General features: G+C 59.7%; 15 protein-coding genes and 1 tRNA gene. 10 read left to right on the top strand and 6 right to left on the bottom strand.

The genetic code is table 11. The features are described from left to right. The first annotated feature begins 44 nt into the window (after window positions 1–44). The 9 genes from sucC to J0W34_RS16280 all read left to right on the top strand — a co-directional run bounded on the left by sucC (window position 45) and on the right by J0W34_RS16280 (window position 9782). The gene (gene sucC, locus J0W34_RS16320; protein WP_230969489.1) at window positions 45–1205 is read left to right on the top strand and encodes an ADP-forming succinate--CoA ligase subunit beta; all 1161 of its coding nucleotides are present in this window, start codon (window positions 45–47) and stop codon (window positions 1203–1205) included. Window positions 1206–1217: 12 nt separating this feature from the next. After that, window positions 1218–2111, top strand: a complete 894-nt coding sequence (gene sucD / locus J0W34_RS16315; protein WP_227816396.1) for a succinate--CoA ligase subunit alpha — start codon at window positions 1218–1220, stop codon at window positions 2109–2111. Between the two features lie 302 nt (window positions 2112–2413). Next, on the top strand, window positions 2414–3136 hold the full coding sequence (locus tag J0W34_RS16310) for a Stp1/IreP family PP2C-type Ser/Thr phosphatase (protein WP_230969488.1): 723 nt from the start codon (window positions 2414–2416) through the stop codon (window positions 3134–3136). Window positions 3137–3162: 26 nt separating this feature from the next. After that, a complete protein-coding gene (locus tag J0W34_RS16305; RefSeq protein WP_230969487.1) occupies window positions 3163–3942 on the top strand; it encodes an FHA domain-containing protein in 780 nt (259 codons plus the stop codon). A gap of 103 nt (window positions 3943–4045) precedes the next feature. Continuing rightward, a complete protein-coding gene (locus J0W34_RS16300; RefSeq protein ID WP_227816399.1) occupies window positions 4046–4813 on the top strand; it encodes a 3',5'-cyclic-nucleotide phosphodiesterase in 768 nt (255 codons plus the stop codon). A gap of 156 nt (window positions 4814–4969) precedes the next feature. Further along, window positions 4970–7327: a GspE/PulE family protein gene (locus J0W34_RS16295; RefSeq protein WP_230969486.1), complete on the top strand. Its 2358-nt coding sequence runs from the start codon at window positions 4970–4972 to the stop codon at window positions 7325–7327. A 204-nt stretch (window positions 7328–7531) separates the two neighbouring features. Next, complete coding sequence (locus J0W34_RS22300) at window positions 7532–7912, top strand: pilin (protein WP_331001524.1); 381 nt, start codon at window positions 7532–7534, stop codon at window positions 7910–7912. Window positions 7913–8032: 120 nt separating this feature from the next. Further along, on the top strand, window positions 8033–9403 hold the full coding sequence (gene purB, locus J0W34_RS16285) for an adenylosuccinate lyase (RefSeq protein WP_230969485.1): 1371 nt from the start codon (window positions 8033–8035) through the stop codon (window positions 9401–9403). A 61-nt stretch (window positions 9404–9464) separates the two neighbouring features. Next, complete coding sequence (locus tag J0W34_RS16280; protein ID WP_227816402.1) at window positions 9465–9782, top strand: DUF2322 family protein; 318 nt, start codon at window positions 9465–9467, stop codon at window positions 9780–9782. Between the two features lie 47 nt (window positions 9783–9829). Here the strand turns inward: J0W34_RS16280 and J0W34_RS16275 are convergent, their stop codons facing one another. The 6 genes from J0W34_RS16275 to queA form a co-directional block, all read right to left on the bottom strand. Then, on the bottom strand, window positions 9830–10201 hold the full coding sequence (locus J0W34_RS16275; RefSeq protein WP_230969484.1) for a hypothetical protein: 372 nt from the start codon (window positions 10199–10201) through the stop codon (window positions 9830–9832). A 35-nt stretch (window positions 10202–10236) separates the two neighbouring features. Next, the gene (gene secF / locus J0W34_RS16270) at window positions 10237–11169 is read right to left on the bottom strand and encodes a protein translocase subunit SecF (RefSeq protein WP_227816404.1); all 933 of its coding nucleotides are present in this window, start codon (window positions 11167–11169) and stop codon (window positions 10237–10239) included. 48 nt (window positions 11170–11217) lie between these two features. Further along, the gene (gene secD, locus J0W34_RS16265) at window positions 11218–13065 is read right to left on the bottom strand and encodes a protein translocase subunit SecD (protein ID WP_230969483.1); all 1848 of its coding nucleotides are present in this window, start codon (window positions 13063–13065) and stop codon (window positions 11218–11220) included. A gap of 82 nt (window positions 13066–13147) precedes the next feature. Beyond that, window positions 13148–13474 (bottom strand): preprotein translocase subunit YajC, encoded by a 327-nt coding sequence (yajC, locus tag J0W34_RS16260; protein ID WP_227816406.1) that lies wholly within the window; start codon window positions 13472–13474, stop codon window positions 13148–13150. 58 nt (window positions 13475–13532) lie between these two features. Continuing rightward, entirely contained in the window at window positions 13533–14648 is a 1116-nt protein-coding gene (gene tgt, locus J0W34_RS16255; RefSeq protein WP_230971692.1) for a tRNA guanosine(34) transglycosylase Tgt, read from the bottom strand. 2 nt (window positions 14649–14650) lie between these two features. Beyond that, window positions 14651–15682, bottom strand: coding sequence for a tRNA preQ1(34) S-adenosylmethionine ribosyltransferase-isomerase QueA (queA, locus tag J0W34_RS16250; RefSeq protein WP_230969482.1), 1032 nt, complete (start codon window positions 15680–15682; stop codon window positions 14651–14653). Between the two features lie 47 nt (window positions 15683–15729). On the opposite strand from queA, the gene J0W34_RS16245 reads away from it, so the two are divergent. Next, window positions 15730–15816: transfer RNA gene (locus tag J0W34_RS16245), tRNA-Leu, on the top strand. Window positions 15817–15870 lie beyond the last annotated feature (54 nt).

The raw sequence follows: 15870 nt of genomic DNA, 5'->3' as shown, positions 1-15870 counted from the left end.
GTGTGCCTCCTGGCCGGGGCCACGGCTTCCATCGAAGGGCAACCATGAAGATTCATGAGTATCAAGCAAAGGAACTGCTGAGAAAGTATGGCGTCGTCACCCCGCGTGGCATCCCGTGCTTCTCGGTAGACGAGGCGGTCAAAGCGGCCGAAGAGCTGGGCGGACCGATCTGGGTGGTGAAGGCTCAGATCCACGCGGGTGGCCGCGGCAAGGGCGGCGGCGTGAAGCTGGCCAAGTCCCTGGACGAAGTGAAGGCGGTCGCCAACGACATTCTGGGCATGCAGCTGATCACGCATCAGACCGGCCCGGAAGGCCAGAAAGTGCGCCGTCTGCTTGTCGAAGAAGGTGCTGACATCCAGCATGAATACTATGTGGCCGCGCTGACTGATCGCGCGACCCAGAAGATTGCCATGATGGCCTCTTCCGAAGGCGGCATGGACATCGAAGAAGTTGCCGCCAACACGCCGGAAAAAATCATCAAGGTGTTTGTCGATCCGCTCGTCGGCCTGACCGACGCACAGGCTACCGAGCTGGCCAAGGGCATCGGCATTCCGGACGGTTCGATGGCCCAGGCGATCGACGCCTTCAAGAAACTCTACACGTGCTACATGGAAACCGATGCTTCGCTGGCGGAAATCAACCCGCTGATCCACGAAGGCAACGGCAACATCAAGGCCCTGGACGCCAAGTTCAACTTCGATTCCAACGCCCTGTACCGTCATCCTGAAATCGTCGAGTACCGCGATCTGGACGAAGAGGACGCTGACGAGATCGAAGCCTCCAAATACGATCTGGCCTACATCAGCCTCGACGGCAACATCGGTTGCCTGGTGAACGGCGCCGGTCTGGCCATGGCCACCATGGACACCATCAAGTTGTTCGGTGCCGAGCCGGCCAACTTCCTCGACGTTGGCGGTGGCGCCACGACCGAGAAGGTGACCGAAGCCTTCAAGATCATGCTCAAGAACCCCAAGGTGAAGGGCATTCTCGTGAACATCTTTGGCGGCATCATGCGTTGCGACACCATCGCCACCGGCGTGGTCGCGGCTGCCAAGGAAGTGAATCTCTCCGTACCGCTGGTGGTGCGCATGAAGGGGACCAATGAAGATATCGGCAAGAAGATTCTCGCCGAGTCCGGTCTGCCCATCATTTCCGCCGACAGCATGGCCGAAGCCGCGACCAAAGTCGTCGAAGCGGTCAAGTAAGGAGAGTTTCGAATGTCTATCCTGATCAACAAAGACACCAAGGTCATCACCCAGGGCATCACGGGCAAGACCGGTCAGTTCCATACTGAGAAGTGCATCGAGTACGCGAATGGCAAGAACTGCTTCGTGGCTGGTGTGAATCCGAAGAAAGCCGGTGAGTCCATCTTCGATGTGCCCATCTACGCCTCCGTGAAGGAAGCGGCTGCCGAGACCGGTGCTACCGTGTCGGTCATCTACGTGCCGCCTGCGGGTGCCGCGGCGGCTATCTGGGAAGCCTGCGAGGCCGACATTGACCTGGCGATCTGCATTACCGAGGGCATTCCGGTTCGTGACATGCTCGAAGTGCGCAACAAGATGACCCAGAAAGTGAAGGCCGGCGGCAAGGAAACCCTGCTGCTGGGCCCCAACTGCCCGGGCCTGATCACGCCGGATGAGATCAAGATCGGCATCATGCCGGGTCACATCCACAAGAAAGGCCGTATCGGTGTGGTCTCCCGCTCCGGTACCCTCACGTACGAAGCTGTGGCACAGCTGACCGAAATCGGTCTGGGCCAGTCGTCTGCCGTGGGTATCGGTGGTGATCCCATCAATGGCCTGAAGCACATTGACGTGATGCGCATGTTCAACGAAGACCCGGATACCGACGCCGTCATCATGATCGGCGAGATCGGTGGTCCGGACGAAGCTGAAGCTGCGCGCTGGTGCAAGGACAACATGACCAAGCCGGTCGTGGGCTTCATCGCTGGCGTGACCGCGCCCGCAGGCAAGCGCATGGGCCATGCTGGTGCGTTGATCTCCGGTGGTGAAGACACCGCTGACGCCAAGCTCGCCATCATGGAAGAGTGTGGCTTCAAGGTAACGCGCAACCCGTCTGAAATGGGTAAGCTGCTCAAGGCAATGCTCTGATTTCAGCCGCGCAAGCAAAGAAAACGCCCGCTTTTGCGGGCGTTTTTTTATGCGTCGGCAGGCTGGTTTCGTTGTATGTTCCTGAAGAGGAATCGCGAATGGCACAATGGACCTCGCGAGCAAAACAAAAGAATTCTGCAGCACGGCCGTCAAAACTTCTGGGCTAGGCAGAAATCGCCTAAGGGAACAGCTAGAGCGCATGAGCAGAACGCAGCGTGTGGTGAAGGGAGTCGCGAATGGAAAGGCGTCCAGTGGGAGGGCCTGAAACGCTGGGCGCTTTCGAAATGGCGTCCCGAACAGACGTGGGGCGACTCCGCGAGCGTAATGAAGACGCTTGCCACTTCGATGTGGACCAGGGCTGGGCTGTGCTGGCTGACGGCATGGGCGGGTATCGCGGTGGCGATGTGGCCTCGGCGATGGCGGTTGAGTGTGTCCGAGAAAGCCTTGGCAATGCCATGATCGGGTCGGCCTCCGAAGCCCTCGCCGGCCTGAGGAACGCCACGATTGAAGCAAACGATCGAATCTTTCGTGTCTCCCATAGCGACCGAGAGCTTTATGGCATGGGTTCGACGCTGGTGACCGTTCGATGCTTCGAAGACATGATTGCCGTGGCGCACGTCGGGGACTCGCGCCTCTATCGCTATCGGCCAGACCATCTTGTTCAGATGACTCGGGATCATTCCCTGTTGCAGGAGCAGGTTGATGGAGGCATGATGAGCGCCGACGCGGCGCGCACCTCTCCTGGCAGAAGCTTGCTGACCCGTGCGCTGGGTGTCGAACCCTCGGTGGTACCCGATGTGGCACTGCATGAGGCTCGCCCCGGAGACATTTATCTGATGTGCTCCGATGGGCTGACCGACATGCTTTATGATGAAGACATTGCACTTGTGTGCGAAACCCTGTCCGCCAATCTACCCCTCGCTGCCGATCATCTCGTGCAGCTTGCCAATGACCGGGGCGGGCGTGACAACATAACGGTTGTTTTGATCAAAATCGGATTGCCAGCGTCGGCGAGAGCTAAATAGGCGCAAGGAACAGGAAGAAACACGAGATGCCGAAACTGATTCTCAGTATGGATGGCTTGGTGCTCAAGGAGATCCCTCTGTCGAAGGAGCGGACGACGATCGGGCGCAAACCCCATAATGACATCCAGATCGACAATCTCGCGATCAGTGGCGAACACGCTGTAATCACGGCCATTCTCGACGACGCCTTTCTGGAAGATCAGAACAGCACCAACGGCACCTATGTGAACGGCCAGCCGGTCAAGAAGTGTGCGTTGCAGAACAACGATGTTGTCGAACTGGGTAAGTACCGCATCAAGTTCATAGTGGATGCCAACCAGCCGGGGACCTCGCCGTCAGATTTCATCGACACCGCGTCGCTCAAGCCGGTGACGGCAGACCCTGAAGTGGCCGTCACGGTCGATGGGGAGTCGGCCCAAACCGACACCGTGGTCGCAGCAGCCGACCGACTCTCCGAGTCGGTAACGGACGCAACACAGATTTTCAGCCGCTCTTCGTCGGTGACTTCCACCGGGGGTGTTCAGTCAAAACCGGTCGAAGGGCAACTTGGGATCATCCAGGTGCTGTCCGGCCAGAACGCCGGCCGCGAGCTGGAACTGAAGAAATCCCTGACCACGCTGGGCAAACCGGGAACGCAGGTGGCCGTCATTACCCGTCGTCCTCATGGTTACTTCATCACGCATGTGGAAGGATCGACCTTCCCTGTCGTCAATGGCCAGACGCTCGACGCGCAGGCGCGACACCTTGCTGACCATGACATCATCGAGATCGCCGGGGTCAAGATGGAGTTCTTTCTCCGGGATTAATGCCCGATTGTCTGCCGCCTGAGCTCGGTGTGACTTTTTTCGCAATTCACGCCTCGGTGGCGATGCTAGTCTCCCAGCTGGTTTTACTATCCTGGCGATGCAAATGAAATTCAGGGTGCTTGGCTGCAGCGGGGGCATCGGGGGGCGTGATGCGCGCACCACAGCTTTCCTCGTTGACGACGATATCCTGATCGATTGCGGTACGGGGGTCGGCGAGCTCGACTTCGATGCGCTCTTGCGCATCAATCACATTTTCATCACGCACGCCCATCTGGATCACATCGCATTCCTGCCATTGCTGATCGACACTGTCGGTGATGCGCGGGGAGCGCCGGTGACAGTGTATGCCACCGACGAGACGCTGCGCATATTGCGCTCCCACATTTTCAATTGGCTGGTCTGGCCTGATTTCAGCGCGATCCCGGATCGTCATCGACCGTTCATGCGCTTTCAGGTTTTGCGCAAAGGCGAAGAAGTCTCGCTGGATGGTCGCAAGATCAAGGCGCTGCCCGCGTATCACACGGTACCGGCTGTGGCCTATGCGCTCGACAGTGGTCGGGGGCAGCTGGTGTTTTCGGGTGATACAACGTACACACGCGAACTCATCGATGCCATCAATGCGCTTCCGGCACTGCGTTATCTCGCGATTGAAACCGCCTTCTCCGACGCCCAGCACGCACTCGCGCTGGCATCCCGGCATCTGTGTCCCACCTTGCTTGCCCAATTCCTAGATGCACTGACCGTGTCGCCCGAGGTGTTCATCAGCCATCTCAAGCCCGGCCAGGGGGAGCGGACCATGGCTGAAATCGCAGCGTATGGTGGGCGGCTTCAGCCCAAGCGGCTGCAAAACGGGCAAGTGCTCGAGTTTTGACGGGCTTATTCCTGCTTTGATGCTTGCCTTCTGACCTCAGAATGCTGTCTGAGGCAATCTGCTTCGTTCGTTCGTCGGCCGCTCCGGGACGTAGAATGATGACTCCCGATCTCGCCGAGGCCGGATTCGCCATCAGAAACAGTGGGAAGCCCATTCATGAACCTTGCAAAAGGTAGCGCTCAGTCCAACAAGGGGGTCGCCGGGCGGCTGGCATTCTTCAAGGGATTGCAGTCGGTCACGACACGAATTCACGCCACGCACAACATCGATGAAATCATCTTCGAGTTGTCGAACGACTTGTGCGATCTCTTCGAGGCAGAGCGCCTGACCATCTATACCGTTGATGAGACCGGTGGTGCGATCGTCTCCAAAGTGAAGATGGGCCTGAACAAGGTCAACAGCATCCGGCTACCCATTTCCGAAAACAGTATTGCCGGGTTTGTGGCGCTCACACGCGAAATGCTCAACCTGCCTGATGTCTATGACCAAGCCGCACTGAAGGCGATCAGCCCGGAGCTGGAATTCCGCAAGGAAGTGGATGATGTCACCGGCTTCCACAGCCGCCAGATGCTGGTGGCGCCGATCGTGTCGCCAGAAAAGGATGAACTTGAAGGGGTGCTCCAACTCATCAACACGCGCGACAACCAGCCTTTTTCGCCGATCGCCGAAGAAGGGCTGATGGGGCTTGCGCAGACACTGGGTGTGGCCTTCTCGCATCGAACGAAAACGGCAAGCGCACCGCGGTCCAGGTACGATTTGCTGGTGCTCGAAGCCAAGATCACGCCAGAGGAGCTCGACGAGGCCACCCGGGCAGCGCGCGATCAGGGCATCTCGACCGAAGAGGTGCTGGTGACGGCCATGGGGCTGTCCTTGGCGGAAGTGGGTCATGCCGTTGCGACATTCTTCAATGTCTCCTATGAGCAGTTCAATCAGGACCGCATCAAGCCGGTTGACCTGTTGCGCAATATCAAACGGGAATTTGTCGAGCAGAGTCACTGGATTCCGCTCGAAGAAACCGAAGAAGGCGTGGTCATCATGGCCACCGACCCGGAGCAGATCCGGGCGTCGAGAGTCGCTCACAACGTCTTCCCGAACAAGAAGATCGTCATTCGCGCGACCACAGCGCAAGAATTCTCGAAGACAGTGGATCAATTCTTCGAGGCGAGCCTCGACCTGACCTCGGTCGATGACTTGCTGTCCGACCTCGGCGAAGACGAACACGAAACGTCGATGGCGGATGAGCTGTCCGCCGCCGCAGACAACGAGCTCGTCAAGCTGGTGAACAAGATCATCGTCGATGCATACAAGCAGGGGGCGTCCGATGTTCACATCGAACCGCGCCCGGGCAAGGAGAAGACGCAAATCCGTTTCCGCAAGGACGGAACGCTCGTGCCCTATATCGAGGTGCCGGCCAGCTATCGCAATCCGCTGGTGACACGGATCAAGATCATGTGCGATCTGGATATATCCGAGCGACGCAAGCCGCAGGACGGCAAGATCAAATTCCGCCGCTATGCCCCACTCGATATCGAGTTGCGCGTGGCGACCGTGCCGACTGCTGGCGGCATGGAAGACGTCGTCATGCGCCTGCTGGGCAACAGCGAGCCCATCAAGCTGGACAAGCTGGGCCTCTCCGAGCGGAACCTCCGGCGGCTGAAATCCGCCATCGAAAAGCCCTACGGCATCTTCTTCGTCTGTGGCCCCACCGGGTCCGGCAAGACGACGACGTTGCATTCGATTCTGGGTTACATCAACACGCCCGAGACCAAGATCTGGACGGCCGAAGATCCGGTTGAGATCACCCAGAAGGGCTTGCGCCAGGTTCAGGTCAATCGCAAGGCAGGCCTCGACTTCGCCACCATGATGCGCGCCTTCCTGCGCGCCGACCCGGATGTGATCATGGTGGGGGAGATGCGTGATCACGAAACCGTCTCAGTCGGTATCGAAGCCTCGCTGACCGGCCACCTTGTGTTTTCGACGCTTCACACCAACAGCGCACCCGAATCCATCGTGCGCCTGCTCGACATGGGCATGGACCCATTCAACTTTGCGGATGCACTGCTGGGCATCCTGGCGCAGCGTCTGGCAAAGCGGCTGTGCTCGAAGTGCAAGGAGGCCTACCACCCGGATGAGGCCGAATTGAATGCGCTGCTGGACGAGTACTGTCTCGATCTGCAAATGACCCAACCGTTCAAGGACGATGCGGTCGCTGCGCGCGATACGGTGGAGAAGGAATGGCGTGTGGGCTTCGGGGACAAGTCCGGAAAGCTGACCTTGTATCGACCCAAGGGCTGCTCTGAATGCACTCACGGCTACAAAGGGCGTGTCGGCCTGCATGAACTGATGCTGGGCTCGGATGACGCCAAGCGCCAGATTCAGGAACGTGCGCGTGTCGCGAAGCTGCTTGCCGTCGCGCTGGAGGAGGGGATGCGGACGCTCCGGCAGGACGGGATTGAAAAGGTGTTGGCGGGTATTACCGACATGGCGCAGGTGCGGAAAGTCTGCGTACGGTGACGCGACGCGTCAGGTGGGGTGACGCAAATCGTCAGTTTGAAGGGCTTAACTCGCGTAAAGAGGGCTACTGAAAATGAGGCGCCTTTTCTTTTTTATATAAATTCAATGGTTTAAGTTTTCTCTGTAAAACTGGCACGCACTCTGCCTTAGAAACGACGAGCGGACGCAGTCCGTGGCCAAACAAATTCTTTCTGGAGAAATCTCATGAAAAAGACAATGAAGCGTTCGCAAGCCGGTTTTACCCTGATCGAACTGATGATCGTGGTCGCCATCATCGGTATCCTGGCTGCAATCGCACTGCCGCAGTACCGCTCCTATACCCAGCGTTCTGCCAATAACGCGTGCTTGGGTGAAGCAAAAGCAATCGCTAACGGTGTCGTTGCTGCAATCGCGAACCAAAATGACGTTAACCTTCTTCCAGGCATTCCGGCAAACGGTGCCTGCTCCGCATATGCAGGTGTCCCCAATGATGCAGCGACTTTGGCTGCAGTTGCGCAAGGCGACAACTTTACGGCGACTCCGACGGCTCCAGGGACTGGCACCGTCACATGTTCCATGGACACTGGTAACTGCAATCACCAGTAACGTGGGCATAGTGCCCTGAAGGTTTAAAGCCCCAGCGGTCGCGCTGGGGCTTTGCATTCGTGAGAAGGGTAGCGGCTGTTCGCGGTAGAATTGGGCATTAAGCCAACGTTGAAAAGTCTTATGCCGTCACATTCTAATATTTCCATTTCGCCTCTTGATGGGCGTTACCGTGCCAAAGTCGAAAGCCTCCAGAGCCATTTTTCCGAGTACGGACTGATTCGAAACCGAGTCAAAGTCGAGGTGCTCTGGCTGTTGGCTCTCGCCGCTTCTGATGCCATTCCCGAGGTTGCACCTTTCTCAAACTCATCGAAAGCCGCGCTCACCGGCGTGGCTGAGAGTTTTCTCCCCGCAGACGCCGAAGCCGTCAAGGCCATCGAAGCGACCACGAACCACGACGTCAAGGCGGTCGAGTACTGGATCAAGCAGCACTTCGCGAATAATCCCGAGGTGATGAAGGTCTCTGAATTTGTGCACTTTGCGTGCACTTCGGAAGACATCAACAACACCGCACATGCGCTCATGCTCAACGATGCGCGCAAGGACGTGATGCTGCCGACGCTTGATCGCGTGATCGCGCGTTTCGTTGAACTGGCTCACGATCTGGCGGATGCGCCGATGTTGTCGCGCACGCACGGTCAGCCGGCGAGCCCGACGACCATGGGCAAGGAGATGGCGAACATCGCCTATAGACTCCAGCGTGCCCGCAAGGCGATTGCCGCGGTGGAGATGACGGCCAAGTTCAATGGTGCGGTGGGCAACTACAACGCGCACCTGTCTGCGTATCCGGACGTGGACTGGGCGGCGTTCAACAAGAAGTTTGTCGAAGAGTCGCTGGGGCTGGTGTTCAATCCGTACACCATCCAGATCGAGCCACACGACTCCATGGCGGAACTGTTCGATGCCATGGCTCGTTGCAACACCATGCTCATCGATGCCTGTCGTGATATCTGGAGCTACATTTCCCTGGGTTTCTTCAAGCAGAAGCTCAAGGAAGGCGAGGTGGGTTCCTCGACGATGCCGCACAAGGTCAACCCGATTGATTTCGAAAACGCTGAAGGCAATCTGGGCATCGCCAATTCGTTGCTGCGTCATTTCAGTGAGAAGCTGCCGATTTCGCGCATGCAGCGTGACCTGACCGATTCGACCGTGTTACGCAATATGGGCGTGGCTTTCGGGCACACGCTGCTGGCCTACGATTCTCTGCTCAAGGGGTTGGGCAAGTTGCAGGTCAATCGCGACGCGCTGGCTGCAGATGTGAACGAAGCGTGGGAAGTGCTGGCCGAGCCCGTGCAGACCGTGATGCGCCGGTACGGGGTTGAGAATCCGTACGAGCAGCTCAAGGCGCTGACCCGGGGCAAGGGCATCACCAAGGAAGCCCTGCAGGCGTTCATTCAGACGCTGGCGATCCCGGAGGCTGAAAAGACGCGCCTGATGGCGATGACGCCGGCCAACTACATCGGTATCGCAGAAGAACTCGCCAAGGCGATTTGAAGCGGTAAGGTTTGATCAGGGCGCCTTCGGGCGCCCTTTGCATTTGATTTGGAGAAGCAGCATGGCGTTTGCCGACAACCTCAAGGACCTGCCCAAGGTCTCGCATCTGGAAGCCATCCAGTTGCTGGACGCCGAGGGTAATGAAGTGGCCCGCATCGAAAACAAGCCGGGGCAGGCGGGGTCGCTCGCGGTCTACAACCACCTCGCCCAGATTTTCGGCGCAATTTCGCCGGACGCGGCGAAGAAGGGGCTGGACCTGTATGCCGAGCATACGGAGGATGCTTTGCAGAACCCGGGCAAGCACCCGAATATCGATCGCCTGGTGGGGCTGGCCGAGCGCGGCGAGACGCTTCGGGTGAAGCAGGTGTTTGCTGTCTGACAGCGAATCGTGCCCAGCATGAAAAAAGCCGGCTGGTGCCGGCTTTTCTATTTGGCCTGCTTGGCAGCCTCTCGTTCTTTTTCCTCCAGTAGTGCGGCTTTCTTGCTCGAGAAGCCGATGAACATGTAAGCGAAGAGATAGGTCCAGAAGATGAGGGCGGCCAGTGATGCCCAGATCTTGAAGGGCAGACCGACCACCAGCACCAGTGCGGCAATGGCCAGGGCCGCGATGCCACCAATCAGGTTCACGGTCACCAGCAGCGGCTTGTAGCGTTCCGGGTCGTGCAGTTGCTTGCCGCTCCAGTTGGCCACCAGATCAAGACGGTTGCGCTTGCCGATGCGCCAGGCACGGGACAGCATCCAGATCGACAGGCCGATCAGGCCAAGATAAAAGGTAAGACCATAAAAATTGATCTGCATGTGTTCCCTCTCCCCCTGTAGTGATGTGGCGTCGTTCAGACGACAGCTTCTTCTTTCTGCTTGGGCGGCTGTATGAACTGTTCGCGTGATACGCCCAGCCACATCACGATCGGGCTGGCCACCAGGACTGATGAGTAAATGCCGAAGCAGATGCCGATGGTCAGTGCCAGGGAGAAGTAGTACAGCGTTTCACCACCGAAGATGAGCATGGAGAGCACCATCACCTGAGTACTGCCATGGGTGATGACCGTCCGTGAGATGGTGCTGGTGATGGCGTGGTTCAGCACCGAGGGGGTATCCATGCCGCGTTTTTTCTTGAAGGTTTCGCGAACCCGGTCGAACACCACCACCGATTCGTTCACCGAGTAGCCGAGCACGGCCAGCACGGCCGCCAGCACGGCCAGTGAGAACTCCCACTGGAAGAAGGCGAAAAAGCCCAGGATGATGATCACGTCGTGCAGGTTGGCGATGATCGCGGCGACCGAAAAGCGCCATTCGAAGCGCAAGGCCAGGTAGATCATGATGCCGATGATCACCAGCAACAGTGCCATGCCACCGTCGGCGGCCAGTTCGTCGCCGACCTGAGGGCCGACGAATTCGACCCGGCGCAGGCTCGGCTCATCACCCTCGATGGCCTTGAGCGAGGTCAGGACAACGCTGGAGATCTGGTTGGTGTCGGCGCCTTCCTTGCTCGGCAGGCGGATGAGCACGTCGCGCGAGCTGCCAAAGTTCTGTACCTGGGCGTCCGCGTAGCCGTCCTTGGCCAGCGTCTCGCGAATCTGTTGCAAAGGGGCCGACTGCGTGTAGTTGAGTTCCATCAGCGTGCCGCCGGTGAACTCCACGCTGAGGTTCAGCCCGCGCGTGACCAGGAAGACGACGGCAAGGACGAAAGTGAGGAACGAAATCACGTTGAAGATCAACGCGTGCTTCATGAACGGGATGTCGTTCTTGATTCGGAAAAATTCCATGATGCGTTTTCCTTGAGGCCGGTCGCGTGGGGCGACCGGCACGTGATCTTAGTTGTTCGGTTTCCAGACCTGGCCAATGGACAGGGCGTCGATCTTGCGGCGGCGACCGTAGATGAAGTTGGTCAGCATGCGCGAAACCAAAATCGCACTGAACATGGAGGTCAGAATGCCCAGGCAATGCACCACGGCGAAGCCGCGCACCGGACCGGAGCCGAACACCAGCAATGCCACACCCGCGATCAACGTGGTGATGTTGGAATCGAGAATGGTGTCGAACGCGCGGTCGTAGCCTGCGGAGATCGCCGCCTGGGGCGATGAACCATTGCGCAGCTCTTCGCGAATCCGCTCATTGATCAGCACGTTGGCGTCGATCGCCATACCGAGGGTCAGCGCGATGGCCGCAATGCCCGGCAGTGTGAGCGTGGCCTGCAGTACCGAGAGCAGGGCCACGAGCAGCAGCAGGTTGGCCGACAGGGCCAGCACCGACACCAGACCGAAGATCATGTAGTAGGCGATCATGAACACGGCAATGGCCACGAAGCCCCACAGGGTGGAATTGAAGCCTTTTTCGATGTTCTCGGCACCCAGGCTGGGGCCGACGGTGCGCTCTTCGATGATTTCCATCGGCGCGGCCAGCGCGCCCGAGCGCAGCAGGATGGCCAGGTCGTTGGTTTCGGTCGGCGTGAAGTTGCCGGTGATCTGGAAGCGGTCTGAGAACTCGCCCTGAATTGTGGCGACGGAGATTGCTTCACCCTTGCCCTTTTCGAACAGGATGATGGCCATCGGCTTGCCGAGGTTCTCGCGCGTCACGTACTTCATGATCCGGCCGCCTGCGGCGTCGAGGTTCACCGACACCGAGGGACGCTGGTTCTGGTCAAAACCGGCACTGGCGCTGGTGATGCGGTCACCCGTGAGCACGACGTCTTTCTTGACGATCACCGGGGTCGTTGAGCCATCGTCCTGGCGCTCGGGGAAGGATTCGGTGCCGAAGCCGGCCACGCCAGAGGCGTTGGCGTCCTGATCGACCATCCGGATCTCGAGCGTGGCGGTGCGCCCGATCAGTTCCTTGGCCTTGGCCACATCCTGCACACCGGGCAGTTGCACCACGATGCGGTCGATGCCTTGCTGCTGGATCACCGGTTCAGCGACGCCCAGTTCATTGACCCGGTTGTTGAGGGTGATGATGTTTTGCTGAACCGCCGTTTTCTGCAGTTCCTGAGCGGCCTGAATGGTGAGCGAGCCGATCAGGCGCGGGGTGTCACTGTCGTCGCGATCGTCGAGTTGCAGATCGCGCAGGTTGGCGGCGATGACCTCGCGTGCCGCCGCGCGCTGCTCGGCGTCCTGGAAGCGCACTTCAACCGTGTTGCCCACCCGGCGGATGCCGCGGTGACGGATGCGCTCGTCACGCATGAGCGTGCGCATGTCGCCCGCGACGGCGTCCATCCGCTTGGTCAGCGCGGCGTCCATATCGACTTCGAGCAGGAAGTGCACGCCACCGCGCAGGTCGAGACCCAGATACATGGGCAGCGCGTTGATGGAGGTGAGCCACGCCGGCGAAGCGGACACCAGGTTCAGCGCCACCACGTAGCCCGCGTTTTCCGGGTCCGGGTTCAGCGCCTGTTCGATGGCGTCCTTGGCTTTGAGCTGGATGTCCGGATTCTGGAAGCGGACGCGTATGCTGTTCGGGTCGCTGAAGACGCCGGTGCTGGCGATGCCAGCGTCAGCCAGGATGCGCTCGATGCGTGCTTTTGTGCTGCCGTCGATCTTGATGGTGGTTTTGGCACTCGAGACCTGGACGGCCGGCACCTCACCGAAGAAGTTTGGCAGGGTGTAAAGAAAGCCGATGATCAGTACGACGATGATCATCAGGTTTTTCCAGAGGGGGTAGCGGTTCATGTCGGATGCGCCTGAGCGGGCGTTCTGAGAACGTCAGATATGGCACGGGCGGCCAGGCCGCCCGCGAATATGTCTTGTTGTTTTAGATGCTCTTGATGGTGCCCTTGGGCAGGACGTTGGCGACGGCCTGCTTCTGGATCTTGAGCACCGTGTTGTCAGCCACTTCGACCTCGGCATAGGTGTCACCCACCGAGACCACGCGGCCGATCACGCCTGCAAAGATCACCTCGTCGCCCTTCGAGAGCGCCTCGACCATCGACTTGTGCTCTTTGGCACGCTTCATTTGCGGGCGAATCATGATGAAGTACAGCACCGCAAACATCAGGATCATGGGCAGCAGGCCCAGGAAGCCGCCGGTGGGATCGGCAGCCGCGTCGGCGGCCTGAGCATAGGCGTTCGAAATCAGCACGTTGGACTCCGGTTCTGGTTGTCTTTGAAAGGCCGTGAGTATATCAGTTGCCTGAAAATCACACGTTCGCGCCGCGTGCCCGATCGTCGGCGAAGCGTTGGCGGAAACTGTCGAACTGGCCGGATGCAATCGCCTCGCGCATCTCGGCCATCAAGACCTGGTAGTAGTGCAGGTTATGAACCGTATTGAGCATGGGGCCGAGAATTTCGCCCGCCCGATGCAGGTGGTGCAGATAGGCGCGGGAAAAATGCTGGCAGGTGTAGCAGGTGCAGCGCTCATCAAGCGGCGATTCGTCGTGGCGATGGACTGCGTTCTTGATCTTGAGATCGCCAAAACGGGTGAACAGCCAGCCGTTGCGGGCGTTGCGGGTGGGCATGACGCAGTCGAACATGTCGATGCCGGCGCTCACCGAGGCCACCAGATCTTCCGGCGTGCCCACGCCCATGAGGTAGCGGGGCTTGTCTTGCGGCAGTCGAGGTGCGGTGTGCGCCAGGATGCGGCGCATGTCGTCTTTCGGCTCGCCGACCGACAACCCGCCAATGGCGTAGCCGTGAAAGCCGATATCGAGTAGCCCGGCCAGCGATTCGTCGCGCAGGTTTTCGTACATGCCGCCCTGAACGATACCGAACAGGGCGTTCGGATTTTCCTGTGTGTCGAAGGCGTCTCGCGAGCGCTTCGCCCAGCGCAGCGACAACTTCATCGACGCTGCAGCCTCGTCGACGGTGGCCGGGTAGGGCGTGCACTCGTCGAAAATCATGGCGATGTCGGAATTGAGCACGCGCTGGATGCGCATGGATTCTTCCGGCGTCAGGAAGAGCTTCGAGCCGTCGATCGGGGAAGCGAACTTGGCGCCTTCTTCCGAGATCTTGCGCAAGGCGCCCAAGCTGAAGACCTGGAAGCCGCCCGAGTCGGTCAGAATGGGTTTGTCCCAGGCCATGAAGCGATGCAGCCCGCCGAATTTCTCGATCACATCCAGCCCGGGGCGCAACCACAGGTGAAAGGTGTTGCCCAGGCAGATCTGGGCGCCGATGTCGCGCAAGGCCTGAGGCGTCATGGCCTTGACCGTGCCGTAGGTGCCGACCGGCATGAAGACCGGCGTCTCGACGACGCCGTGGTTGAGGGTCATGCGGCCCCGACGGGCGGCGCCATCGGTGCCCAGCAGTTCAAAGTTCAGGCTCATGAGGCTCTCCGTGCAAGGAACATCGCGTCGCCATAGCTGAAGAAGCGGTACTCCTGCGCGACGGCATGCTGGTAGGCCGCGCGAATCGGCGCCATGCCGGCGAATGCCGACACCAGCATCAACAGGGTGGACTTCGGAAGGTGAAAGTTGGTCAGTAAGGCGTCAACCACGTGGAACGCATACCCCGGGGTGATGAACAGTTCCGTCTCTGCCGCGCCGGCCCTGAGGGTGCCGTCTGCCGCAGCAGATTCAAGTGCGCGCAGGCTGGTCGTGCCCACCGCCACCACGCGACCACCGCGGGCGCGGGTGGCGTTGATGGCCTCGACGGTTTCAGGCGGTATGAGATAACGCTCCCGGTGCATCCTGTGTTCTGCCAGGTTCTGCACGCGAACGGGCTGGTATGTACCGGCGCCCACGTGCAGGGTCACGGTGGCCGTCTGGACGCCCTGTGCGCGCAGACGATCGAGCAGGGCATCGTCAAAGTGCAAGCCGGCCGTGGGGGCAGCGACGGACCCTGGGTGTTGGGCAAATACGGTCTGGTAACGGGTTTCGTCCGCCTCGGCCGCGCTCCGGTCGATGTATGGGGGCAGGGGCAGGGCGCCGTAGGTTTCGGCATAGTCGACCACGCTGCGGTCAGCGGGGAAGCGCAGGTGAAAGAAATCGCCTTCGCGGCCCAGCACTTCCACCTCGAAGGCCTCTGCCAGGCGCAGCGTCATCCCCGGCTTGGGGGACTTGCTGGCGCGCACCTGGGCGATGGCCTCGTGCTCGCCCACCGGGCGTTCGATCAGGACCTCGACCTGCCCACCGGTGGCCTTCTGGCCGAACAGGCGGGCGTGGATCACGCGGGTGTCGTTGAGCACCAGCAGATCCTTGTCGCTCAGGTGTGAGGGCAGGTCGGTGATGTGTTCATCACGCAAGCGGGCGCCGTCGACCACCAGCATGCGGCTGGCGCTGCGTTCGGGCAGGGGCGCTTGCGCGATCAGGCGCTCGGGCAATGTGTAGTCGAATTCGTCGAGGGTCAGTGTCATGCGCTTGAAGTGCAGTCGTGTTTTGGCGATAATGCGCGGCTACGCCAGCCGGGGTGGCGGAATCGGTAGACGCAGCGGATTCAAAATCCGCCGTTCGAAAGGACGTGAGGGTTCGAGTCCCTCTCCCGGCACCAGCGCCAGCTGGACCCGATGCGCTTGGGGTTCCCCAAGTCCTGACGAGTTGACCC

This window comes from Nitrogeniibacter aestuarii (assembly GCF_017309585.1).
Taxonomy (GTDB): Bacteria; Pseudomonadota; Gammaproteobacteria; order Burkholderiales; family Rhodocyclaceae; genus Nitrogeniibacter; species Nitrogeniibacter aestuarii.
This window is presented reverse-complemented; position numbering and strand designations above follow the sequence as displayed.

Bases quoted from the DNA above. Each gene is read 5' to 3' on its own strand.
- sucC (WP_230969489.1), top strand. From the start codon at position 45: ATGAAGATTCATGAGTATCAAGCAAAGGAACTGCTGAGAAAGTATGGC.
- sucD (WP_227816396.1), top strand. From the start codon at position 1,218: ATGTCTATCCTGATCAACAAAGACACCAAGGTCATCACCCAGGGCATC.
- J0W34_RS16305 (WP_230969487.1), top strand. From the start codon at position 3,163: ATGCCGAAACTGATTCTCAGTATGGATGGCTTGGTGCTCAAGGAGATC.
- J0W34_RS16300 (WP_227816399.1), top strand. From the start codon at position 4,046: ATGAAATTCAGGGTGCTTGGCTGCAGCGGGGGCATCGGGGGGCGTGAT.
- J0W34_RS16295 (WP_230969486.1), top strand. From the start codon at position 4,970: ATGAACCTTGCAAAAGGTAGCGCTCAGTCCAACAAGGGGGTCGCCGGG.
- J0W34_RS22300 (WP_331001524.1), top strand. From the start codon at position 7,532: ATGAAAAAGACAATGAAGCGTTCGCAAGCCGGTTTTACCCTGATCGAA.
- purB (WP_230969485.1), top strand. From the start codon at position 8,033: ATGCCGTCACATTCTAATATTTCCATTTCGCCTCTTGATGGGCGTTAC.
- J0W34_RS16280 (WP_227816402.1), top strand. From the start codon at position 9,465: ATGGCGTTTGCCGACAACCTCAAGGACCTGCCCAAGGTCTCGCATCTG.
- J0W34_RS16275 (WP_230969484.1), bottom strand. From the start codon at position 10,201: ATGCAGATCAATTTTTATGGTCTTACCTTTTATCTTGGCCTGATCGGC.
- secF (WP_227816404.1), bottom strand. From the start codon at position 11,169: ATGGAATTTTTCCGAATCAAGAACGACATCCCGTTCATGAAGCACGCG.
- secD (WP_230969483.1), bottom strand. From the start codon at position 13,065: ATGAACCGCTACCCCCTCTGGAAAAACCTGATGATCATCGTCGTACTG.
- queA (WP_230969482.1), bottom strand. From the start codon at position 15,682: ATGACACTGACCCTCGACGAATTCGACTACACATTGCCCGAGCGCCTG.